This is a genomic window from Pseudochrobactrum lubricantis (genome assembly GCF_041929865.1).
GTDB classification, from domain to species: domain Bacteria; phylum Pseudomonadota; class Alphaproteobacteria; order Rhizobiales; family Rhizobiaceae; genus Pseudochrobactrum; species Pseudochrobactrum saccharolyticum.
In genome coordinates this window covers 197,598-219,301 of the sequence record NZ_JBHEEE010000004.1, presented here as the reverse complement: position 1 = coordinate 219,301, position 21,704 = coordinate 197,598, and the positions used below count along the sequence as shown (strand labels likewise).

Genomic DNA, 21,704 nt, shown 5'->3' with positions numbered 1-21,704 from the left:
TCTATAACATATCAAAACATGCGCACTGATCTCATCAATGCGCATGTTTTGTTTTCAGCTTGTGACGCGGCATCACAGTGAAGGCCGGTAATCCGGTGTTCCCCAGTGATAGGCAGCCGGTGACGTAATCCCTTCCGGCATCCGCCCTGCATTATAATGGCGGTGCAAAATACTGAGCGCTGTTTTCAGCATCATCTTTGCCGAACGTGCAGGCCATGACCGCTCACGCTCCACCAATTCCAAACCTTTGAGAAAACAGCATATATCCAGTAATATACCGGATAATTCCGGCCCCACAGCGATGAGCGCTCTATTCACCCGATCCCGGCAATCCAATGCATAATCACTCAACTCGGCCGCACCGCCCCGCTCCCCTCTGACACGTCCGGCAACACTGGCATCCCAATTGGCCGAAATCCGTGGCATCATGTTCCCGCGTGTGAAATCAGCCCTCAACCGCTCTCCGGCATGAAACTCGTCATCACTCAGAAAACGCCGCCCCGTCTGCTTGTTTTTCCGGTAGAGCAAAGCCAGCGGGGATTCAGCATTATTGACAGCACGGTTCCGGGTGCTTTCACCCGCTGCCTGTACAGCAGGTTCCTGTGGCTGTTCCGTCTCAGCAGGCTTCTTTAACGTCTTCAGCAGATCGCGTCCTGCAAGTTCCAAGGTGATTTTGTCCTGCTCAGCTTTCACCAATCCGGCCACCAGCAAATGCTGCAATACCGGCTCGTCACAGGCAATCGTGCCGCCCTCATCACTGGTCAAGAACCAACGCCCTTCTTCACCTTCGAACCTTGCCGGTGACCGCAGCAGAAATCTGAGCACCCGCAAAGCTGGTTGCTGATCTTTCGGGGAAAATGCAGTGACGGTTTTGCTCATTCCCCTGCACTCCCGCACGGATAAAGCGCCCGAATGAGATATTCAAACGAGCTGACACTGCGGTCAAATTTTTCATTCTCCCGCATGTCCTCAATCAAATGACAGGCATGTTTAACCGTGGTTCTTTCACGGCAAAATGCATAGGCCACTTCAGACATCGACAGGCCGAACATGGTATGAGCGATATACATGCCGAATTGCCGGATTCTGGCGATATGGCAATTGCCACGTTGGGGACTGCGCAAATCATGTAACGATACCTGAAAGAAAACAGACAACAGCGCCATTAAAGCCCCGCACAGTTTCCAGGCACGCAATTGCCGCTCCCTGCTTGTCAGCTGGCTCTTTACACTGCTGTTTCTTTGCATCAGATCAGCCAGATACAGCGCATTCTCTGTCATGCGTTTGTTACCGACATCATTCTGCATGGAATGCATATCCTGCCCGCCGGATAAACAATGCAGGCGTGATGACTCCGGCAAATTATGCAAGACAACAAGTGAATCCGTGCGACCGGATAAAAAATCTGGAAAATTGTTCAACATATGCCCTCCGCAGACGACATATCCTTAATATAAAAATCTTATACGGGGATAAACTTGAGTTTCTAGATGTAAATATACAATTAAATTCAAATAACAAACATTAAAAAAGAATCTATACATAGAGACAAGTCATTCAATAAAAACATTTTATCAAACAATCAAATTTAATCATAATAAAAATACTCAAACAACCAATACTACATTTAAAATTAAGAATATCTGCTTATCCCCCGCCAGCAGCAAAACATCATAATCCCCTGCATGATGAAGGGGATTAACAATGTCAGCCACTCTGCAACAGGAAAAACAGCTATTTCTGGAAAACCGTAAAGAAGATGCACTTCAGGCAGCGCAATCCGTCGCCTTACAGCTTAGCTGCGGCATCGACTTGCAACAGGCCTTAAATGCGCCGGCCGAAAAGAGAGCAAGTATTGCAGCGAAACTAACGCGGCTTATCAAAAGAGAACGTCTGAAAGGTCTGAATAAACACTGGAGTTACGATATCAACCGACACATTGCGCTGAAACAAGCCCAGACCCGTCTGCTGCAACTGCTTTGATAATACATAAAAAAACAACGGCACTTTCGCGCCGTTGTTTATCTCTTGATATCTCGTTGAAGAGATACTAGAGCGTGTCGCGTTTAATCATAGCCATTGCGCTCGCTCTAACAGTTTGTTTTTACGCATGTCTTCACCCCAAAACCGGTGCCCACTTTTGGGAGACATGCTGTAGCCGGATCAAGCAGCTTTACGCTTACGACCAAGACCCATTTTCTTAGCAAGCTGCGAGCGGGCTGCAGCATAGTTCGGAGCAACCATCGGATAGTTAGGATCCAGATCCCACTTCTCACGATACTGTTCCGGCGTCAGATTATAATGGGTCATCAGGTGGCGCTTCAGCGATTTAAATTTCTTACCGTCTTCCAGGCAGATAATATAATCGTCGTGAACTGATTTTTTCGGGCTGATTGCCGGTTTAGGCTTTTCAACCACAGCAACCACTTCTTCACGAACACCTGAACGGGCAAATGCTGCATGAACATCAGCGATCAATGCAGGCACTTCACCGGCACGTATTGAGTTATTGCTGACATAAGCGGCAACAACATCAGCTGTAAGACTGAGCAGCAGTTCGTCAGCAGAAACCACAGTCTCTGGATGTTCCATTATACTTCCTTTACCTATAAATATTGCTGACTGGAAACCCTCTGAAAATACATGAGAAGTCTATCCATTCACCAATCAACCAGTTTAACCTTAGCTTGCCACCCGCAATCATCTTCTCATATCTGTAAAATTTGTAAAATGTCAATTTATTTCACGATTTTGTTAAGTGATGCTGTAATTTTTGACTAAACAATTAAATTTCAACACTCAAGATCACGAGAATTAATATCTGCGAACCTGCCGAAAACAGAAAACTATTTCTCTTCTCATCTGAAGATTATCAATCGGAGCCTGTTATACACATAGTACAATGTAAAAACATGCTTCTGAAACTATCTTCAGCAAACAAATTCACCAAAAACGTGAAATTTCGCCTCTTGAAACAAACTACAGTAAAACTCAGCAAACACTGCGATATGAAGCAATTTTGCGGATATTTGCTATTCTATCAAAAAATCCTGTATTTCTATATTAAGTCATTTTTCTGGCAATTCATGGCCCCGGATATTTTATACAAGGATTTTTGCAAAAAAACCTGCTTTCATAAGATTATCCGCCACACGGGCAGATCAAACGCCTGCGTATGTTCATATTATGCCTTTGAAAATACACGGTTGTATATTCACCTTTTAAAAAGCGGTTAATATCCCCATATATTGGAAAAATGACTATTCTGAACACAGGCAGGCCTGACTAAACCAGATCAGTCCTGCTCTTTTTGACCTGCCTTTATGAATAACGCACATTCGGCTTGAAAACGCCTTATACTTTCCGAATGTATGCTGAACCGCCGGAGAACCATCATGTCCGAGAAAAACATGCCCCAACGCCCGCTAAAAGTTCAGAAAACCGATGCCGAATGGCGTGAACAGCTCACACCGGAGCAATATAAGATCACGCGCCAGCATGGTACAGAGCGCGCATTTTCCAGCCCAGATTTTGATCTCAAACTCCACGGCACATATCACTGTATCTGCTGTGACCGTCTGCTCTACAATTCCGAAGATAAATTCAATTCCGGAACAGGCTGGCCGAGTTTCACCCGTCCGGCTGAACCGGAAGCTGTCAGCGCTTTTGAGGATCATTCCTATGGTATGAACCGTACAGAAATACGCTGCGCCGATTGTGATGCGCATCTCGGCCATGTATTTCCTGACGGCCCTGCACCAACCGGATTGCGTTTCTGCATGAACGGCACAGCATTATATTTTACTGAAGCCTGACAGCCTCAAATTTTACATCTCATCTTGGCAACAATACCGGAAACAGTATGAACCAGCATTCATTCCCTAAGCACAACGCCCCAGCAACTGAGAAGAAGGCGTTCAGCGACACGCGCCACGGTATTGTCCGCCATGATGAATATCACTGGTTGCGTGCTGCCAACTGGCAGGATGTTCTGCGCGATCCCTCCCTGCTGGATGCACAAATCCGTTCGCATCTTGAAGCTGAAAACGCCTATCAGTCAGCCTTGATGGCAGATACACAAGAGCTGCAAAAACAACTGTTTTCGGAAATGAAAGGCCGCATCAAGGAAGATGACTCCAGTGTGCCGGTCAAAGACGGTGCCTATGCCTATGGCATTTCCTATGTCACCGGCGGACAGCATCCGCAATATTTCAGAACACCGCGGGATGGCGGCGATAAAACCATTCTGATCGACGGCGACAAGGAAGCAGCATCCCTTGCCTATTTCAGCCTTGGCGGACTGGACTATTCGCCTGACCATAAAGCACTGGCATGGTCAGCGGACACTAAAGGCTCCGAATTTTATGATATCAAGATCCGCGATCTCTCCACACTGGAAGACAGTGCGGATTTGCTGACATCCACCGCAGGCGGAACTGTATGGGATGCAGCAAGTCAGGGTGTTTTCTATGTGCAGATGGATGATAATCATCGCCCTGCCAAATTATTCTATCACCGTACCGGCACAAAGCAGGATCAGGATGCGCTGATCTATGAAGAAAAAGACGCCGGTTTCTTCATGAATGTTTCCGGCAGTTCACTGAATGACTTTGTTTTCATCAATATTCAGGATCATGAAACTTCTGAAGTCTGGCTGATACCGGCCAATAATCCGCAGGCAAAGCCACAGCTCGTGGCAGCGCGCGAAACCGGCATTGAATACAGCCTCACAGAAGGCGGAGACGTTTTCTATATTCTCACCAATATTGACGGTGCGAAGGACTTCAAGATTATGTCCGCACCGGTCAGCGCCCCGCAAAAACAAAACTGGACGGAAGTCGTTGCCGAAAAGTCCGGCACGATTATTCTGGATGTTGGAGCGTATAAAAATCATCTGGTCTGGCTTGAGCGTAATAATGGCCTGCCGCGCATTGTTATCCGTGAACGGATCAGCGGAGCAGAACATGCCATTGCTTTTGATGAAGAAGCCTATTCGCTTGGCCTGCATGGCAGCGCTGAATATGACACGGATGTGATCCGTTTTTCCTATTCATCCATGACCACGCCGAGCCAACTCTTTGATTATAATATGGTCACACGCGAACGTGTGCTGCTGAAAACGCAGGAAGTACCAAGTGGCCATGTGATTGAAAATTATGTCACCCGCAGGCTCCTTGCACCGGCGGCAGATGGTGAACTGGTGCCGGTTTCCATTCTCGCCCATAAAGACACACCGCTGGACGGCTCGGCTCCATGTCTGCTCTATGGCTATGGCGCTTATGGCAGCTCCATTCCGGCAAGTTTCTCGACCACACGCCTCTCTCTGGTTGACCGTGGTTTTATCTATGCCATTGCCCATATTCGCGGTGGCAAAGACAAAGGCTTTGCCTGGTATGAAAACGGCAAACGGGAACATAAGGTCAATACATTCACTGACTTCATTGCTGCAGCAAAACATCTTGTGGCAGAGAATTTCACCCGTCATGACCGGATTATCGCCCATGGCGGTTCGGCAGGCGGCATGCTGATGGGCGCTATCACCAATATGGCACCGGAAGCATTTGGCGGGATAATTGCCGATGTGCCGTTTGTGGATGTGCTGAATACCATGCTGGACGACAGTCTGCCGCTGACCCCGCCGGAATGGCCGGAATGGGGCAATCCGATTGCATCGGAAACGGACTACCGTACCATTGCGTCCTACTCCCCTTATGACAATGTATCGGCACAAAATTATCCCCCGATACTGGCAACAGCAGGCCTGACCGACCCGCGTGTTACCTATTGGGAAGCAGCAAAATGGGTTGCTAAACTGCGCGATCAGTCCACCAGCGGCAATCCTGTGCTTTTCAAAATCAATATGGAAGCAGGCCATGGCGGTGTTTCAGGGCGTTTCTCGCAGCTGGAAGAAGTCGCCTATAATTATGCTTTCGCGCTTAAGGTTGCAGACAGACTGTAACAGGCGCATAAAGATATGAACCGGCAGAGCAGAAAATTCTGCTCTGCCGTGCCTTCCGAAAACAGGAAAGGATTAAGCCATGCCATTCATGTCTCTGAATTTCCTCAGCAAAAGCGGGCTACGGCTTTGCGTGTCCGCTTTAAGCATTCTGGCTCTGACCACCATCTCAACACCGCAGGCGGAAGCCGCGGCTCGTAAAAATGTCAGTGAATATGCAGGGCAGCGCTGCAATCCGCCTCCGCGTGGCAGCGGTGTTATTGTCGGCATTTTTCAGGGGCTTGGCGAAAGCGCCTTTGTCAGCAGTGACTATCCGGAGGTGATCAGCCGCTATCGCTGTTTCCCCTCGCTGGAAGAATGCAAAGGCTGGCTTTACACGATGCAAAGCCTCTATAGCGCAGGACTGCCCCGCGCAGCCAAATGCCTGAAACGCTAAAAGCAGCACTATATACACTGTGTTCACTGTGATGAAACAAAGCGGAATTACCTGAAAACCCTTGAAATTCCGCTTTTTGCCCGCAGCCGGTTACTTTGCTGTAACCTGCGGATTTTTACATGCCTTCTTGTCAGCGGCGCTTTGCTCCTTAATTTCCGTAACACCGATATCATCCCTCCGATGAAGGAAAAGACCATGACATTCTTTAAAACAGCAACACAGTTTCTGACCTCAGCGGCTGTTGCCGCGACACTTGCAACCTCCGCCCTCTCCGTATCCTCTGCCCATGCGCAGGAAAATAAAGCACTGAACTGGCAATTCTTTCAGGCAGATGAAAACGGCTTTCTCCGCACCCCCGTTCTGCTGACCGGCGAAAAAGAAGCGATTCTGCTGGATGGTGGTTTCACACTTTCAGACGGCAAAGCCCTCGCAGAAAAAATCAAGGAAAGCGGCAAAACACTGACAACAATCTATGTCAGCCAGAGCGACCCTGATTATTATTTCAGCCTCGGCCCAGTCAAAGCCGCGTTTCCTGATGCGAAAGTGATTGCCGCACCGGCGACGGTAGAAGCCATTAAAGGCAATGTAGAAGGCAAGCTGAAAGTCTGGGGTCCGCAGCTGAAAGAAAACGGCCCGCAGACGCTGGCTGATGTGGTGATGCCTGAGGCTTCAGATATCAAAGAGCTGGATCTGGAAGGCAAGAAAATCGAGATCATTGATGCAGAGAATATGCCGAACCGCCGTTACCTCTGGGTACCGTCTCTGAAGGCTGTTTTCGGCGGTGTTCTGGTCACTGCCGGTGAACATGTATGGCTTGCCGACACACCAAAAGCAGAGCAGCGTCAGGCATGGATCAAAACCCTTGATGCCATTGCGGCACGCAATCCTGAAATTGTCGTACCTGCCCATATGAGCGCCGGTTCAAAAACCGATATTTCTGCGGTTACTTTCACCAAAGACTATCTTGTGGCCTTTGAAGAAGAGCAGGCCAAAGCCAAAAACAGTGAAGAACTGATTGCCGCTATGAAAAAGCGCTATCCTGATCTGGGCGGTGTATCCAGCCTTGAGCTTGGCGCCAAGGTCATTAAAGGCGAAATGGAGTGGGAATAACCGTCTCCCGCCTCTGAAATAAAAAAGCACCGGAAATTCCGGTGCTTTTCTTTTTAACCCATTCTGCAAAAGCAGATCAGTCAAGATCATAGAGTGAGCGGGCAAAACCGGCCAGCCCCTTCTCTTCCAGCTTTTTCAGCGACATACGGAAGGTGACGCGGACGATCCCCGGATGACGGCCGATTTCGATCGCACCAAGCATTGTTGCACGGTTCATAATTTCAGGAACAGTAACATCAAAAAGATCAGCCGCACGTTTCAGGCCGTTCTCAGTCGCTTCATTCAGCGTAGCCCCGCTGCCGATTACGGTAACCGGTGCATCGCGTTCAATTGCTGTCACACCATTGGCCTTGCCAAGTGTCTCAGCACGCTGGCGCTCAATGGCATTTAAAGGACGCGCCAGATAAGGCACATCTTCAGCCACAGGAAACAGCAGCGGCCCGTCAATCGCCAACCCTTTGATAACATGCACTTCGAGCGTAACCACGCCTGCAACGTCGCAGGTATGACCGGCAATTTCACCGTCACCCTGCAATGCGTGCATATCGCCCAGATAGACACCGCCGCCCGGCACTTTCACCGGACAAATCAGTATCGCGCCCTGCCGAACAGAATTTACATCAAGATGGCCGTCGGTTTTGTTGCGCGCCAATTCATCCGGTGTCAGTGCGTATTTATGCGGCGCATTGAGCAAAAACGAGCCGAAATCACCGGCATTATGGGAATCCGGCATCGCCTTTGAAGGTGTTGTTCCCAACTGCCCGAGGAAAGGCCGCAGACGTGTAGCAACTCCGACCAGATCAGCGGGAGCAAAAGTCATAACCGGATTTTGAATGGATGTATCCGGCAGCGCCATAATCTTTGCGGCATCCGGTGCCATGGCTTCGGCTCTGGCTTTTCCGACAGTTACACCAATGCTGCGCTCATCATCAAAGACAATTGTATAGCCGTTTTCAATCTTAAACGGCGTGGCGTCGGCACCGCATTTGTCACAACGGATAGCGCTCTGGCCGATACCTTCAATATGGGTGGCAGGCCATTCCGTACCGCATTCCGCGCAGACAGCAGCACAGAACGGATCACCATTATTACGGCCTGTCACCACACTGTCCGAACCGGAAGCCGTGGCAGCAGATGTTACAACAATGGAGCGGATGCGAATGGCAATCGCATCACCGATTTCAGCACCTTCAACAGCGACCGGCCGCGTGACCTCATGGCCGCCGCGAATGGCGGGGGTAATCATCGGCCCCCAGCAACCGGGCGCGGTATTGGCGATAATCGTACCGCCATCAGCCACAGGCCCGAGCATAGCGCGCTCAGGGTCAAGAATACCATCGGTGAGTTCGGTTACATAGACTGTGCGACAGGCAGTGCTTTTCTGCCGGCTTTTATCATTTTGCATTCCTGCATCCTCCAGAAACGATGCGCTGTTCAGGCGAACAGACAGGCTTCACACTCTTCCGGATGCGGCAATTCCATTCTGTCCGACAGAAATATGCCGACCGGCACGATCATGCTAATGGACAATAACCAGTTTAAATAATGACAAAGCCGTGAGGCAGAAACACGGTTAACCTATTGAGAAACATAGCCATCTTTATGGGCAGGAATGGCTTTGAGATAAGCGGCAATTGCCTCGCGGTCAGAAGCCTGAAGTTTTGAAGTATTGGCAATAACATCGGTCATTGACCCGCCCATCGAGTCAAAATCCGGTGTAAATCCGCTTTCCAGACCATAGGCAATGTCACCAGCACTCCAGCCGGAAATACCGCCCTCACCGCCTGTGATATTCGGCACGATGCCGCGCTTTCCCTGACTGTCCGTTTCTGCCGAAACCGCACCGGCCAACCATTGCGCTGTATCAGAACCGCCAAATGCATTACGCGGCGTATGGCATTCGCCGCAATGTCCCATGGCTTCTACAAGATATTGCCCACGTTGCAGCTGCGCATCCGGATTATTCAGCTGAACGGCAGGCGCATCATTCAGATAAAGCATTTTCCAGAGGCCAAGCCCGCGGCGCACATTGAACGGAAAGCCAAGCTCATGCGGTTTTGATGCTTCATCAGAAGCCGGCAGGGTTTTCATGAAGGCATAAAGATCCGCCATATCCTGCAATTTCATGCGAGTATAGGATGTATAAGGAAAAGACGGATAAAGGTGTTCTCCGTTGCGCCCAGTACCTTCCAGCATGGCATCGGCAAATTCGGCCAATGTCCAGTCTTTGATACCGGCGGCAGACGGCGAAATATTCGGTGCAATGAAGGTCCCGAAATCGGTTTTCAGCTCATGCCCGCCGGATAAAACCAGCTTGGCATCGCCTGTTGCTCCCGGAGCCGCATGGCATGAGGCACAACCGCCTGCATAGAAAATCTGTTCGCCGTTTTTGATATCCCCTGCCGCCAGCTTGTCCAGCGCAGCGCGGTCAACATGCACAGGCTGTGTCAGAAACCAGAAAACACCGGCACCTGTTACAGCACAAAGCAAAGCTACGGATATCAATTTACGTTTCATATCAAATTCTTACCCTGTTAAAGCGCAAGGAATAATCTGCGCAGCGCCTGTAACATTTCCAATATGATTTCAGACTGAAAATATTGATCGCTTTAAATCAACGCACATCCCGAAACAATTTTCGGGATGTGCTTCAGGCTAAGCCTGTTATTTCTTGATGCGGTAAGCCTGATGGCATGTGCCGCAGCTTGCGCCAACATCTTTCATGCTCACACGCAGTGCATCAACATCCTGCGGTTTGGCATCCGCAGCGGCTGCAGTCGCTGTACGGAATTTTTCAATTTCAACTTTAAAACCGGCTTCATCTTCCCAGATTTTAGGCGCAGCAGCAGTATCACCGCTTTCTGAACCCTTAGGGAACAGCTTTTCTGCATCCATCTTGATGGCATCTGCTTTCAACTGCTCAAGCGCAGCCTGAACGGCTTCTGCTTCAAACGGCTTTTCGCCTTTCATAATTGGTCCCAGCACGCCCATTGAGCGGCCGACATCTTTCATCAGCGCCTGACGGTCAGTCACCGGTGACGCTGAAGCCGCACTTGTCAGCATGAATAAAGCAGAGAAGATTGCCAAAGATTTTTGCATGAACAGCGTCCTTTAATCGCGAATATGAGTTTCTTTGAATATTGCAAGCACAATACTCAATTTAGAATGATTATAGTAATGCGATTTAGAATATCTATAAAAACGTCAGTTCATCAGATTAATTTTTTGTAACAATAAAAAAGCCTCCCGAAGGAGGCTTTTCATCAGGCCGAATTATTAAGCTTTTTCGTAAAGCTCAAGCACATAATCCCAGTTGATCATGCTGTCGACGAAAGCTTCCAGATATTTCGGACGCGCATTGCGGTAGTCGATATAGTAGGAATGTTCCCATACGTCGACGCCGAGAATTGGTGTCGCGCCGTGTACCAGCGGGTTTTCGCCGTTTGGTGTTTTGGAAATTTCCAGCTTGCCGTCTTTAACCGACAGCCATGCCCAGCCCGAACCGAACTGACCGGCGCCAGCCGCGATGAAATCTTCACGGAACTTATCATAGCCGCCGAGATCGGATTTGATTGCAGCTTCCAGCTTAGCAGGCAGCTTGTTGCCGCCGCCGTTTTTCTTCATCCATTTCCAGAAGTGGATATGGTTGTAATGCTGGCCGGCATTGTTGAAGAGTGCCTGATTTTTGCCGTAGCTTTCTTTAACTACGTCTTCAAGGCTCTTGCCTTCCAGACCCGAACCTTCAAGCAGCTTGTTGCCGTTGGTTACATAGGCCTGATGATGCTTGTCATGGTGGAACTCAAGGGTTTCACGGGACATATAAGGGGTAAGCGCATCATAGTCATAAGGCAGAGCAGGCAATTCAAAAGCCATGGTGTTTCTCCTCTTGGTGTGGGCGGCTTCAAGTTTCCGCCACCCAAATTCTTCATGCCTGTATTACATAGGCCGACACAGGCACGCGGGCAATGCAGAGAACGACAGTTCTGCGAAAAATCACGGAAATTTTAAATTATTATCACATCAGACTGTGGGTAAGCGCCCTGTCAAAGCTGCAATAAAACCAAACAATTACATCACAACCGGTTTTCATAAGAGCGACAGCGGCTTAAGCGACCATCAGTGAATGTCAGCGCATTGTATAAACCCTAAACCGCGCAGTAATAACATAACACTTCCTGTTGCAAGACAGCAACAGATATATAAGCATCCGTGTAATCTTAAAAATTCATAAGTTCTTAGCCATATTGTGGCAATTTTTGACCAGCTTTATGCAGGGATGTTCTGCCGGAATCCTAATCATATTTTCATCAGCGTAATTCTCGGCAGATCCATCTTTCCGGCCGTCAGGCCATTATACCGTTCCGTCCCTCGCCCTTGCGGTGCTGATTGAACGGCTCTGTCGGGTCGTGTCTGAATATGTTGTTTACGCAATCTTATGCGCTGCATGTATCAGACACACACTCATAATTTAAAAACGTTCTGAAAAGACTGGTTTAAATATGGAAAACTCTTTCTCCCGCCGCTCTTTCGTGTCGGCGCTGTCGGTCACAGCCGCTGCCGGACTGGCAGGCTGTACGCAGATCAGCCGTAATATTCCAGTGATCGACATGACCGGCGGTCCGGCTCCGGTCGCCCCACCGATCAATAATGGCGGCGCAACCGGCCCTTATGCCAGCATGTATGCGGCGGTTGAAGATGAAGGCTATTCAATTCCTGCTGTACCATTTCAGAAAATTGATCCGAAATATTACCGCCAGCTCGTTCAGGACCCGACCGGTGAAATGCCGGGTACCGTGGTTGTAGATACCGCGAACCGCTTTCTCTATCTGGTGATGCAGGATGGTCAGGCACTGCGCTACGGCGTGGGTATCGGCCGTGCAGGCTTTTCATGGTCAGGCCGCGCTCTTATTCAGTGGAAGCGCAAATGGCCGCGCTGGACACCGCCGGATGATATGATCGGCCGTCAGCCGGAACTGGAAAAATACAGCGCCCGTAATGGCGGTATGGCACCGGGACTGACCAATCCGCTTGGCGCACGCGCTCTGTATATCTTTAAGGATGGTGTTGATACGCTTTATCGTATCCACGGCAATCCGGAATGGTGGTCGATCGGTAAAGCCGTTTCGTCCGGCTGTGTCCGCATGGTCAATCAGGACGTGATCGACCTCTATGACCGCGTACCGAATAAAACACCAATTCTGGTTATGTAATTGATATCAATTAAAAAGGCGGGTTGCACAGCAGCCCGCCTTTTTCTTATAGTTCAATCAGCGCTTGAAACCGCCCAGAATGCCGCGCACAATGGCACGGCCGAGCGAATTACTCACAGTTCGCACCACGCTTTTCACTGCGGTTTCCGCAACAGTCTGACGGCTGCCGCGTTTGCCGCCACCAAGGGTGGATGACAGATAATCTGTCCAGCTACCGCTATCCTGCTCCGCCTGTTGCTGCTCGACTGTAGCGACTTTTTCCTGCGCGCGTTTCTGCAGAATTTCAAAGGCAGATTCACGGTCAATTGCACGATCATACTGACCGGATACCGGACTGGTTGCGATCAGCTTCGCCCGCTCATCCGCTGTCAAAGGCCCGATCCGCGATGCAGGCGGACGCATCAAAGTGCGCTGAACCATCGAAGGGATGCCTTTTGCCTGCAAGGTTGAGACCAGCGTCTCCCCCGTAGACAGTAATGTAATCGCTTTGAATGTATCGAAATCCGGATTAGGACGGAATGTATCCGCAGCCGTTTTAACCGCCGCTGTCTCGCGCGGCGTATAGGCACGCAGCGCATGTTGCACACGATTACCGAGCTGCGCCAGCACCACTTCCGGCACATCCAGCGGATTCTGCGTCACGAAATAAACACCCACGCCCTTGGAGCGGATCAGGCGCACAACCTGCTGAATACGATCCAGCAGAGCCTTTGGCGCCTCATCAAACAGCAAATGCGCTTCATCAAAGAAGAACACCAGACGCGGTTTTTCCGGATCACCGACCTCCGGCAATTGTTCAAACAGCTCCGACATCAGCCAGAGCAAAAATGTGGAGTACAGCCGCGGATTCATCATCAGCTTGTCAGCAGCCAACACACTGACAAGGCCGCGCCCGTCGGTGGTTGTACGCATCAGATCAGAAATACTCAGCGCAGGTTCACCGAAAAAGAACGTGCCGCCCTGTTGCTCCAGCACCAGCAGCGAGCGCTGAATTGCACCGACAGATGCCTTGTTGATATTGCCATATTGGATGGAAAGTTCAGGCGCGCGCTCGGCCACATGGGTCAGCAGCGACTGTAAATCCTTCATATCAAGGAGCAGAAGCCCCTCTTCATCCGCCACACGGAAAGCAATATTCAGCACACCTTCCTGCGCGTCCGTCAAATTCATCAGGCGTGCCAGCAGCAATGGCCCCATTTCGGAAATGGTAGCGCGGATCGGATGCCCCTGCTCGCCGAAAATGTCCCAGAAGATAACCGGTGTCGCATGCATGTCATAAGGATCAAGGTGAATCTCCTCGGCACGTTTTACCGAGAAATCATTCTTCTCGCCGATAGCAGCAATACCGGACAAATCACCTTTAATATCCGCGCAGAAAACCGGCACACCGGCTGCGGAGAAAGCCTCAGCCATAACCTGAAGACTCACAGTTTTACCCGTACCGGTAGCGCCGGTCACAAGCCCGTGCCGGTTGGCATATTTCAGCGCCAGTTCTTCCGGTTGCTGGTAACTATTATCCGGTTTACGGCTGGCACCCAGAAAAATGCTTCCTTCAGCAGGCATAGACATACTCCTCATCCGTTCATTCTCACGCCGAATAATCTGAGCCACGGCACAAATCATTATAATCTATAATCGTCCTGTAACATCAGAACAATATTCTACGACCTGTTCACCGGTTATTTCCGCCTGTTCATTGCATTTTATGATACACCGGCATCAGAGCAGGCTTGATTTCATCACGGCAGAGTGCTTATTACGTAAACGTCAATTTTTGGGAGACTATCATGGAAGAGCTGATTTCACGTATTACCAATAATGTTGGTGTTGATAGCGCCACAGCAGAAAAAGCTGTCGGCCTGATCCTTGCCTTTCTCGAAAAAGAAGGCCCGCAGGGTAAAGTCGGCGCGCTGATCGCCGGTATTCCGGGCGCACAGGAACTGATTGCCTCGGCAGATAAAGGCGGTTTCCTCTCCAATATGATGGGCGGCGTTATGGGTCTTGGCTCCAAGCTGATGGGCGCAGGCCTCGGCATGGGTGAAATCACCGGCGTGGCGAAAGAAACCATTGCTTTCGCAAAAGAAAAAGCCGGTGCGCAGACCGTTGATGATGTTGTGAATTCTATACCGGGTCTCGGCCAGTTTATCTGAGGTCAGCACCTCAGCAAAAAGCCCCTCTCGCGAGGGGCTTTTTTATTTACTCACTGTCGGCCTGCACATGCAGTGCCCGCCCTGCTCCCCAGCCATTCCATGCCGCCACAAGCCCGATCGCCACAAACAGCATGGCACTGGCCGTGTAAGTTCCTGTCAGATCATGGATAATGCCGATCAGCAGCGGCACAACCGATGCAATCATATAACCGACAAATTGCACCATGCCGGACAGATGCGAAGCCACACGCGGATTTGGTGACCGCAGCACGATTTCGGTCATAGCCGCAGCAATCAATCCGCCAAGACCGATGCCTTGCAGAACCGCCCAATACCAGACCGACCAGAGCGGCATAAACAGCATCGCCAGCATGGCGATGGTCGCAAAAGCGATCAGTATCACATTCAAAAGACTCTGATTGCGTGAACGCACCGCAATTGTCGGCACAACCAGACAGGCAATCAGCTGCATACCAATGGAGACGGAAACCACAGCACCAGCCGTAATGCCGTCCAGTCCGCGCTCACGCAGGATCGGCGACAACCAGCCAAACACAGTGAAAGCCAGCGATGACTGCAAGCCCATGAAGAAGGTCAGCTGCCACGCGATTTTATCACGCCACAATCCGGTGACTTTGCTTTTATTGGCCGCCCGCTGATGTTTCACACGCCATGTCAGCACACCCCAGAGTATACCGACGATCAGTGCCGGAACCGCCCACAGGCTCAGCGCCTGCTGCCATGAATTATCAAGCGCCCTGTAAACCGGCAAAGTCACTGCAGCGGCAATTGCCGCGCCGCCGCTCAGTGCCATAGTATAAAAACCGGTCAGCAAAGCTGCTTTGTCCGGAAAGTCACGTTTCACAATACCGGGAAGCAACACATTGCAGGTCGCAATACAGGCACCTGCCAGCACAGTACCGGTAAACATCAGCGTAACCGGTCCGGTGCCACGCAGAAATGTACCAAAGGCCAGCAGCAATACCGCCAGCAACAATGTACGCTCCATGCCGATACGCTCACCAAATTTAGGAGCCAGAGGCGCGAAAAAGCCCAGACAAAAAACCGGTAAAGTCGTCAGCAGCCCTGCAGTTAAAGAGCTGATACCAGTAGAGGCAATAATTTCAGGCAGGAGTGCTGAAAAACTGGAGAATAACGGACGCAGGTTCAGGGCAATCAGTACCAGACACAGGCCTGCAAGCAGACGATAGACCGGTGTCATGCCGTGATGCGCAGATGATGCCGGTTTAGACTGAACGGGTTGTGAAACTGCTGTTTCAGTTATCGTGTGCAGATTACCTTCAGCCAGCAGCGGCTCGCCCGTGACAGACATGAAATTACTATTCCTGTTTTTCTTCAGAGCATCATGCACCCGTTCGGACACAGAAAGGACACTCTGAATTATTGAAACTATGCACCGCGCCTTGCGAAAACCGGTTCCGGTTTATGCGCCGGTGCTATAGGCCGTTATTTGAACTCTGATTGATATATCTTTAACCGTGGGATGTGTCCACAGCAGGCGGATATATGTCACCGGCATCGACATGCCTTATTTACATATATACGGCTATAGTGCTGTTTCATTTTATTGACAGGGATTTTTGAGCAAAGATGCTGACTGTATATTATCGCAACGGCGACCTTCTCATTCCGGTTGAACCTGCAACGCAGATTACAGACGATCTTCTGCAAAAATCACTCTGGATCGATCTGGTCAATCCGACTGCCGAAGAGGAAAGTCAGGTTGAAAAATGGGCTAATATCCCCATCCCGACGCGGGAAGATATGGGAGAGATTGAAGAATCCAGCCGGTTTTACAGTGAAAACGGCGCGCAATATCTGACAGCGCCATTCCTGCATCTTGCAGAAGATGACCACCGGATTGTCAGCCCTGTCACTTTCATTCTGACGGATAAACTGCTCATCAGCGTGCGCTATGCGCAGCCTAAATCCTTTGTGCTCTATGTCGCGCGCACAGCTAAAAGCGGCAACGGCCTGATTAACAGCCGCACCAACAGCCTTTGCGTTTTGCTTGGCATTATCGAGACCAATACCAACCGGCTGGCGGATTTCATTGAAGGGGTGAGCGAAAAAATCGACAATGCGTCACACCGCATTTACCGTCGCCCTGATAACAAACGCCCGATGTCGACCCAGAATTTCCGCGAAATCCTCAATGAAATCGGTGCCCATGGTACGTTTCTCTCAAGGATGCGTGAAAGCCTGTCCGGCATTCGCCGGTTGCTGGTCTATATTACAGCCAACAGTTCTCCCAAGACACAGGCCAAAGATACCCGTGCATGGCTGAAAACACTGGAGCGGGATACGCAGTCGCTTGAGAATTACGTTGATTTTCTCAACAATAAAATCAACTTCCTGCTCGATACAATTGTCGGGCTGATCTCGGTTGAACAAAACGCGATTATCAAAATCTTCTCAGTGGCAGCCGTAGGCTTCATGCCGCCGACACTGATCGCTTCGATCTATGGCATGAATTTCAGCTTCATGCCGGAGCTCTCAGAAAAATGGGGCTATCCCGCAGCACTCGGGCTGATGGTTATCTCTGCGCTGATCCCGCTTTACTTCTTCCGCAGAAAAGGCTGGCTCTGAACAGAGCCGGCAACTTATCTATTTGATGGCTTTAAAGCTGATAATCTCCAGCTCGCGGCCATTCACAGTCACCAGATCACCCTTACCCTTGCCAAACAATGCTACAGCAAGCGGTGAGATGTGAGAAATCGTGCCCTTAGACGGGTCAGCCTCATCCTCGCCGACAATCATCCAGCTCTGTTGACGGCCGTCTTCATTCTCAACAGTGACCTGCATACCAAAGCGGATCACTTCACCGTCTTTATCGGCCAGTGTCAGTTCTGCATTCTCCCGCCGCGCTTTCCAATAGCGCAAATCGCGGGAGACATGAGCAATTGCGGCCTTGTCCCCGTTGGCTGTCGCCTGCCCCAGTTCGGTTTGCAGGCGTGACAATTCAGCCTCAATCAGCTTGAGGCCGTTTTGAGTAACCAGATTGCGGTGGTGACTGACCGGACGTTCCACCAAACCGGAAGGAACATCGTCCTGTTCTTTTGTAAAAGCTCTGCTCATAATTTAAAGGTAGGAAGTAACCACAACAAAAGCAAGCTGCGCGGAAAAAACAATTAAGCCGCACATCTTTATGATACGCGGCTTAATTATCAAATACTTATAGTATTTTTTTATACTCAGAAAGAAACAGCTTTCAGTCCATCAACCAGAACGGAAGATGGTGCAATATAACCGAAATCAATGCCGTTCCAGTTACTCATACGGCGCGTTGCACGAGCTTCCAGCTTGCCTGACAGCTCTGCATCTTTGGCAAAAAGCTGCGCCAGCAAACGTGTCACCATAACTTCTGCCGCACGGGTGGCACCGTCATCGCATTTCATGGCAAAGCCTACACCCAGTTCAGGCACGGCACCGCAGAACACACCTTCCGCACCGGTTTTCACGAAAATACGACCCGGTGCGAGTTCCATCAGCTCTGTGCAGGCACGACGGCTACCGGCCACGTAAAATGGCGCAGCCATGCAGGCATCTAACAAGCGCTTGGCGGCTTGCGCACGAACAGGTGCCAGACCTGTACCGGTTGCCATACGGGCAAAGCCACGTGCCATAGCATCAAGACCAATGGCATAGGTCGGGATGGAACAACCATCCGTGCCATATTCATCAGCATTATGCACCGCGCCGGTCACTTCCTGCATGGTTTCACGTACAATGGTCTGAATTTGTGAACTCGCCTGCACATAGCCTTTGGTCTTCAAACCCATATGGGCGCAGGTGCAGAGAAAACCGGCATGTTTACCGGAACAGTTATTATTGAGCGCAGTCGGCTCCTTGCCACTGCGGGCAACTTCGATCAGCACTTTCTGGTCAGACGGCCAATGGGCACCACATTCCAGATCATCACAGGACAAACCGGCCTTTGCCAGCATCGAAGCTGCACGCGCCACATGTTCCGGCTCACCGGAATGAGAGGCACAGGCCATTGCCAGCTCTTCATTGCCAAAACCATAGGCATCAGCCGCACCGCTTTCCACAAATGGCAGTGCCTGAATCGCCTTGATTGCCGAACGCGGATAGGTCGGGCGTGTTACATCGCCGATGTTCAGAACGGTCTTACCGTCACCATCGAATAGCGCCAATGCACCGCTATGGCGGCTTTCCACCACGCACCCACGCACAACCTCAACCAAAACCGGATTTGCCATTTTAAAACTCCGCATCATTCACTGCCGATGCTCTAGCAAAATAGTCTTATGCCGTCAAAACGCACCTGTTTCACAAAGCAACGGATTTTATCACTTTAAAATCACGTCATATTATTGAAATAAAACGATAATAAACTCTTGATTGACTGATCAATCAATAAAAACGATAATCAGCTCAATCCAAACAATTTTGTGAGACAAACATGCCTAAGATAGGAATGGAGGAGCTGCGCCGGAAAGACCTGATCTCGGCGGCCATTCAGACAATCGGCGAGCGCGGTTCACTTGACGTGACTGTTGCGCAGATCGCCCGCAAAGCTGGCGTGTCTGCAGCGCTCGCGCATCACTATTTCGGCGGTAAAGACCAGTTACTACTAGCCACTATGCGTCACTTGCTGAGCGAACTCGGCACTGATTTGCGCCTTGCCTTACAGGCAGCAGACAGCCCGCGTACAAGGCTTTCTGCAATTATCAGCGTCAACTTCTCCGCCTCACAGTTTGCCCATGAAACGATTGCCGCATGGCTCACCTTCTATGCCCATGCCCAGCAATCATTAGAGATGCGCCGTCTGCTGCGGGTCTATGCCCGTCGCCTGCATTCCAATCTGTGTTTTGCTCTGGGGCAGCTCACAGACAAACAGACCGCACAACATATTGCTGAAGGCACCGGCGCTCTGATCGACGGCCTTTATATCCGCCACGCGTTGGGAGCCGATGCGCCGGAAGCGCCAAAAGCCATTGCACTGGTTGAGGATTACATCACCGTCCAACTGGCGCGCGCGCCATCCACCCCATCTCGCAACCGGCATTAAGGAAACCACTATGGAAGCAGATTTCGTTATTATCGGCTCCGGTTCTGCCGGTTCTGCCATGGCCTACCGCCTGTCTGAAGACGGCAAACATTCTGTAATCGTCATCGAATATGGCGGCACCGATATGGGGCCGCTGATCCAGATGCCTGCCGCTCTGTCTTTCCCGATGAATATGTCCACCTATGACTGGGGTTTTAATACCGAGCCGGAACCGCATCTGAACGGCCGCCGTCTGGTTACCCCGCGCGGCAAGGTTATCGGCGGTTCGTCTTCGGTCAATGGCATGGTCTATGTGCGCGGTCATGCCAAGGATTTTGATCATTGGGCTGAGAGCGGCGCCAGTGGCTGGTCTTATGCGGATGTACTGCCTTACTTCAAGCGCATGGAGCACTCCCATGGCGGTGAAGAAGGCTGGCGCGGCACCAATGGCCCGATGCATGTGCAGCGCGGCAAGCGAAGCAACCCGCTGTTCAAAGCTTTCAACGACGCCGGAAAACAAGCCGGTTTTGAAACCACAGATGACTATAACGGCTCGAAACAGGAAGGTTTCGGCCCGATGGAACAGACCATCCATCATGGTCGTCGCTGGTCAACGGCCAATGCCTATCTGCGCCCTGCCCTCAAACGCCGCAATGTGACACTGGTCAATGCTTTCGCCCGCAAAGTTGTGATCGAAAATGGCCGCGCGACCGGCGTCGAAATTGAAAAATCCGGCACGGTCAGCATTATCAACGCCAAGCGTGAAGTGATTATCGCTGCTTCCAGCATCAATTCACCAAAACTGCTGATGCTTTCCGGCATTGGTCCTGCGGAGCATCTGCGCGAACACGGCATTGAAGTCGTGGCAGACCGTGCCGGTGTCGGCGCCAATTTGCAGGATCATATGGAAGTCTATGTGCAGCAGGAATGCTTGCAGCCGATTACACTCTATTCCAGTCTCAACCTGTTTTCCAAAGCCCGTATCGGTGCGGAGTGGCTGTTCTTTAAATCCGGTCTTGGCGCGACCAACCATTTTGAGGGCGCGGCTTTTGTGCGCTCGGCTGCCGGTGTGGAATATCCGGATATTCAGTTTCACTTCCTGCCGGTTGCGATCCGCTATGACGGAAAAGCGGCAGCAGGCGGTCACGGTTTTCAGGCGCATGTAGGGCCGATGCGCTCCAAGTCGCGCGGCTCGGTTACACTGCGCTCCAATGATCCGAAAGAGAAGCCGAAAATCCTGTTCAATTATATGTCGCATCCTGATGATTGGCGCGACTTCCGCCATTGCATCCGCCTCACCCGCGAGATCTTCGGCCAGCAGGCTTTTGATGCCTATCGCGGACGGGAAATTCAACCGGGTGATGATCAGGTCACAGACGAGCAGCTGGATAATTTCATTCGCGACCATGCAGAAAGCGCGTTCCATCCATGTGGCACCTGTAAAATGGGTTCAGTCAACGACCCGATGGCTGTGGTTGATCCGGAATGCCGTGTGATTGGTGTTGAAGGTCTGCGCGTGGCTGACAGTTCAATTTTCCCGCGCGTGCCTTACGGTAATCTCAACGGCCCGTCGATCATGACCGGTGAGAAAGCTTCAGATCATATTCTTGGCAAAACACCGCTGCCGCGCTCAAACCAAGAACCGTGGATTAGTCCGCGCTGGCAAGTCTCCGATCGCTAAGAGCATGCTAAAAACCGCCATGCCGGTCTGCAAATGGCATTTTCTGCGCTTCCGGTACTCATGTACACGACAGGTACATTGCGTTCCGGTTCTCGAAAACACCCTTTTCGCCACGGCCTGACAATT

21 protein-coding genes are annotated in these 21,704 nt (G+C 50.8%); 10 read left to right on the top strand and 11 right to left on the bottom strand.

Going from position 1 to position 21,704, the window contains the following annotated elements; all coding sequences use genetic code 11:
* Positions 1 to 72 precede the first annotated feature (72 nt).
* Entirely contained in the window at positions 73 to 879 is an 807-nt protein-coding gene (locus JNC80_RS10215) for a DUF6456 domain-containing protein (RefSeq protein WP_376710251.1), read from the bottom strand.
* Positions 876 to 1,307, bottom strand: a complete 432-nt coding sequence (locus JNC80_RS10210) for a helix-turn-helix domain-containing protein (RefSeq protein ID WP_028233416.1) — start codon at positions 1,305 to 1,307, stop codon at positions 876 to 878. Before JNC80_RS10210 ends, JNC80_RS10215 begins: the two co-directional genes overlap by 4 nt.
* A gap of 397 nt (positions 1,308 to 1,704) precedes the next feature.
* On the opposite strand from JNC80_RS10210, the gene JNC80_RS10205 reads away from it, so the two are divergent.
* The gene (locus JNC80_RS10205) at positions 1,705 to 1,983 is read left to right on the top strand and encodes a cytoplasmic protein (RefSeq protein WP_075654541.1); all 279 of its coding nucleotides are present in this window, start codon (positions 1,705 to 1,707) and stop codon (positions 1,981 to 1,983) included.
* Positions 1,984 to 2,163: 180 nt separating this feature from the next.
* Here JNC80_RS10205 and JNC80_RS10200 read toward each other — a convergent pair whose 3' ends face one another.
* Entirely contained in the window at positions 2,164 to 2,592 is a 429-nt protein-coding gene (locus JNC80_RS10200) for a Ros/MucR family transcriptional regulator (RefSeq protein WP_022710037.1), read from the bottom strand.
* Between the two features lie 803 nt (positions 2,593 to 3,395).
* Between JNC80_RS10200 and msrB the strand changes: the two genes are divergently transcribed.
* The 4 genes from msrB (at position 3,396) to JNC80_RS10180 (ending at position 7,502) form a co-directional block, all read left to right on the top strand.
* The gene (msrB, locus tag JNC80_RS10195; RefSeq protein ID WP_022710039.1) at positions 3,396 to 3,815 is read left to right on the top strand and encodes a peptide-methionine (R)-S-oxide reductase MsrB; all 420 of its coding nucleotides are present in this window, start codon (positions 3,396 to 3,398) and stop codon (positions 3,813 to 3,815) included.
* 47 nt (positions 3,816 to 3,862) lie between these two features.
* Positions 3,863 to 5,959 (top strand): S9 family peptidase, encoded by a 2,097-nt coding sequence (locus tag JNC80_RS10190; RefSeq protein ID WP_376710250.1) that lies wholly within the window; start codon positions 3,863 to 3,865, stop codon positions 5,957 to 5,959.
* A gap of 79 nt (positions 5,960 to 6,038) precedes the next feature.
* A complete protein-coding gene (locus JNC80_RS10185) occupies positions 6,039 to 6,392 on the top strand; it encodes a metallophosphoesterase (RefSeq protein WP_376710249.1) in 354 nt (117 codons plus the stop codon).
* 195 nt (positions 6,393 to 6,587) lie between these two features.
* The gene (locus tag JNC80_RS10180; RefSeq protein WP_376710248.1) at positions 6,588 to 7,502 is read left to right on the top strand and encodes an MBL fold metallo-hydrolase; all 915 of its coding nucleotides are present in this window, start codon (positions 6,588 to 6,590) and stop codon (positions 7,500 to 7,502) included.
* Positions 7,503 to 7,578: 76 nt separating this feature from the next.
* On the opposite strand, the gene JNC80_RS10175 is transcribed toward JNC80_RS10180, so the two are convergent.
* The 4 genes from JNC80_RS10175 to JNC80_RS10160 all read right to left on the bottom strand — a co-directional run bounded on the left by JNC80_RS10175 (position 7,579) and on the right by JNC80_RS10160 (position 11,375).
* Positions 7,579 to 8,907, bottom strand: a complete 1,329-nt coding sequence (locus JNC80_RS10175) for an acetamidase/formamidase family protein (RefSeq protein WP_376710247.1) — start codon at positions 8,905 to 8,907, stop codon at positions 7,579 to 7,581.
* Positions 8,908 to 9,080: 173 nt separating this feature from the next.
* Positions 9,081 to 10,019 carry a c-type cytochrome gene (locus tag JNC80_RS10170; protein WP_376710246.1) on the bottom strand — a complete coding sequence of 313 codons (939 nt, stop codon included), beginning with the start codon at positions 10,017 to 10,019 and terminating at the stop codon, positions 9,081 to 9,083.
* A 147-nt stretch (positions 10,020 to 10,166) separates the two neighbouring features.
* Positions 10,167 to 10,601, bottom strand: a complete 435-nt coding sequence (locus JNC80_RS10165; protein ID WP_022710045.1) for a c-type cytochrome — start codon at positions 10,599 to 10,601, stop codon at positions 10,167 to 10,169.
* Between the two features lie 177 nt (positions 10,602 to 10,778).
* Positions 10,779 to 11,375, bottom strand: coding sequence for a superoxide dismutase (locus tag JNC80_RS10160; protein ID WP_022710046.1), 597 nt, complete (start codon positions 11,373 to 11,375; stop codon positions 10,779 to 10,781).
* Between the two features lie 626 nt (positions 11,376 to 12,001).
* On the opposite strand from JNC80_RS10160, the gene JNC80_RS10155 reads away from it, so the two are divergent.
* On the top strand, positions 12,002 to 12,712 hold the full coding sequence (locus JNC80_RS10155; RefSeq protein ID WP_376710245.1) for a L,D-transpeptidase: 711 nt from the start codon (positions 12,002 to 12,004) through the stop codon (positions 12,710 to 12,712).
* Between the two features lie 57 nt (positions 12,713 to 12,769).
* Here the strand turns inward: JNC80_RS10155 and JNC80_RS10150 are convergent, their stop codons facing one another.
* Positions 12,770 to 14,275: a helicase HerA-like C-terminal domain-containing protein gene (locus JNC80_RS10150; protein WP_075654534.1), complete on the bottom strand. Its 1,506-nt coding sequence runs from the start codon at positions 14,273 to 14,275 to the stop codon at positions 12,770 to 12,772.
* 224 nt (positions 14,276 to 14,499) lie between these two features.
* Here JNC80_RS10150 and JNC80_RS10145 point away from each other — a divergent pair, with 224 nt between their 5' ends.
* Positions 14,500 to 14,862 (top strand): DUF2267 domain-containing protein, encoded by a 363-nt coding sequence (locus JNC80_RS10145; protein ID WP_376710244.1) that lies wholly within the window; start codon positions 14,500 to 14,502, stop codon positions 14,860 to 14,862.
* Positions 14,863 to 14,908: 46 nt separating this feature from the next.
* On the opposite strand, the gene JNC80_RS10140 is transcribed toward JNC80_RS10145, so the two are convergent.
* The gene (locus JNC80_RS10140; protein ID WP_376710243.1) at positions 14,909 to 16,195 is read right to left on the bottom strand and encodes a CynX/NimT family MFS transporter; all 1,287 of its coding nucleotides are present in this window, start codon (positions 16,193 to 16,195) and stop codon (positions 14,909 to 14,911) included.
* A 278-nt stretch (positions 16,196 to 16,473) separates the two neighbouring features.
* Between JNC80_RS10140 and corA the strand changes: the two genes are divergently transcribed.
* Positions 16,474 to 17,472 (top strand): magnesium/cobalt transporter CorA, encoded by a 999-nt coding sequence (gene corA / locus JNC80_RS10135; RefSeq protein WP_022710051.1) that lies wholly within the window; start codon positions 16,474 to 16,476, stop codon positions 17,470 to 17,472.
* A gap of 18 nt (positions 17,473 to 17,490) precedes the next feature.
* On the opposite strand, the gene JNC80_RS10130 is transcribed toward corA, so the two are convergent.
* Both JNC80_RS10130 and JNC80_RS10125 read right to left on the bottom strand, forming a co-directional pair.
* Positions 17,491 to 17,961 carry a GreA/GreB family elongation factor gene (locus JNC80_RS10130; RefSeq protein ID WP_376710242.1) on the bottom strand — a complete coding sequence of 157 codons (471 nt, stop codon included), beginning with the start codon at positions 17,959 to 17,961 and terminating at the stop codon, positions 17,491 to 17,493.
* Positions 17,962 to 18,077: 116 nt separating this feature from the next.
* Positions 18,078 to 19,106 (bottom strand): asparaginase, encoded by a 1,029-nt coding sequence (locus JNC80_RS10125; RefSeq protein ID WP_376710241.1) that lies wholly within the window; start codon positions 19,104 to 19,106, stop codon positions 18,078 to 18,080.
* Between the two features lie 203 nt (positions 19,107 to 19,309).
* Here JNC80_RS10125 and betI point away from each other — a divergent pair, with 203 nt between their 5' ends.
* Both betI and betA read left to right on the top strand, forming a co-directional pair.
* Positions 19,310 to 19,918, top strand: coding sequence for a transcriptional regulator BetI (gene betI, locus JNC80_RS10120; protein WP_376710240.1), 609 nt, complete (start codon positions 19,310 to 19,312; stop codon positions 19,916 to 19,918).
* A gap of 10 nt (positions 19,919 to 19,928) precedes the next feature.
* Entirely contained in the window at positions 19,929 to 21,578 is a 1,650-nt protein-coding gene (gene betA / locus JNC80_RS10115; RefSeq protein WP_376710239.1) for a choline dehydrogenase, read from the top strand.
* The last annotated feature ends 126 nt before the right edge of the window (positions 21,579 to 21,704 follow it).

Bases quoted from the DNA above. Each gene is read 5' to 3' on its own strand.
- JNC80_RS10150 (WP_075654534.1), bottom strand. From the start codon at position 14,275: ATGCCTGCTGAAGGAAGCATTTTTCTGGGTGCCAGCCGTAAACCGGAT.
- JNC80_RS10175 (WP_376710247.1), bottom strand. From the start codon at position 8,907: ATGCAAAATGATAAAAGCCGGCAGAAAAGCACTGCCTGTCGCACAGTC.
- JNC80_RS10180 (WP_376710248.1), top strand. From the start codon at position 6,588: ATGACATTCTTTAAAACAGCAACACAGTTTCTGACCTCAGCGGCTGTT.
- betA (WP_376710239.1), top strand. From the start codon at position 19,929: ATGGAAGCAGATTTCGTTATTATCGGCTCCGGTTCTGCCGGTTCTGCC.
- JNC80_RS10155 (WP_376710245.1), top strand. From the start codon at position 12,002: ATGGAAAACTCTTTCTCCCGCCGCTCTTTCGTGTCGGCGCTGTCGGTC.
- JNC80_RS10140 (WP_376710243.1), bottom strand. From the start codon at position 16,195: ATGTCTGTCACGGGCGAGCCGCTGCTGGCTGAAGGTAATCTGCACACG.
- JNC80_RS10165 (WP_022710045.1), bottom strand. From the start codon at position 10,601: ATGCAAAAATCTTTGGCAATCTTCTCTGCTTTATTCATGCTGACAAGT.
- corA (WP_022710051.1), top strand. From the start codon at position 16,474: ATGCTGACTGTATATTATCGCAACGGCGACCTTCTCATTCCGGTTGAA.
- JNC80_RS10210 (WP_028233416.1), bottom strand. From the start codon at position 1,307: ATGCAGAATGATGTCGGTAACAAACGCATGACAGAGAATGCGCTGTAT.
- JNC80_RS10205 (WP_075654541.1), top strand. From the start codon at position 1,705: ATGTCAGCCACTCTGCAACAGGAAAAACAGCTATTTCTGGAAAACCGT.
- JNC80_RS10190 (WP_376710250.1), top strand. From the start codon at position 3,863: ATGAACCAGCATTCATTCCCTAAGCACAACGCCCCAGCAACTGAGAAG.
- JNC80_RS10215 (WP_376710251.1), bottom strand. From the start codon at position 879: ATGAGCAAAACCGTCACTGCATTTTCCCCGAAAGATCAGCAACCAGCT.
- betI (WP_376710240.1), top strand. From the start codon at position 19,310: ATGCCTAAGATAGGAATGGAGGAGCTGCGCCGGAAAGACCTGATCTCG.
- JNC80_RS10185 (WP_376710249.1), top strand. From the start codon at position 6,039: ATGCCATTCATGTCTCTGAATTTCCTCAGCAAAAGCGGGCTACGGCTT.
- JNC80_RS10130 (WP_376710242.1), bottom strand. From the start codon at position 17,961: ATGAGCAGAGCTTTTACAAAAGAACAGGACGATGTTCCTTCCGGTTTG.
- JNC80_RS10200 (WP_022710037.1), bottom strand. From the start codon at position 2,592: ATGGAACATCCAGAGACTGTGGTTTCTGCTGACGAACTGCTGCTCAGT.
- msrB (WP_022710039.1), top strand. From the start codon at position 3,396: ATGTCCGAGAAAAACATGCCCCAACGCCCGCTAAAAGTTCAGAAAACC.
- JNC80_RS10170 (WP_376710246.1), bottom strand. From the start codon at position 10,019: ATGAAACGTAAATTGATATCCGTAGCTTTGCTTTGTGCTGTAACAGGT.
- JNC80_RS10160 (WP_022710046.1), bottom strand. From the start codon at position 11,375: ATGGCTTTTGAATTGCCTGCTCTGCCTTATGACTATGATGCGCTTACC.
- JNC80_RS10145 (WP_376710244.1), top strand. From the start codon at position 14,500: ATGGAAGAGCTGATTTCACGTATTACCAATAATGTTGGTGTTGATAGC.
- JNC80_RS10125 (WP_376710241.1), bottom strand. From the start codon at position 19,106: ATGGCAAATCCGGTTTTGGTTGAGGTTGTGCGTGGGTGCGTGGTGGAA.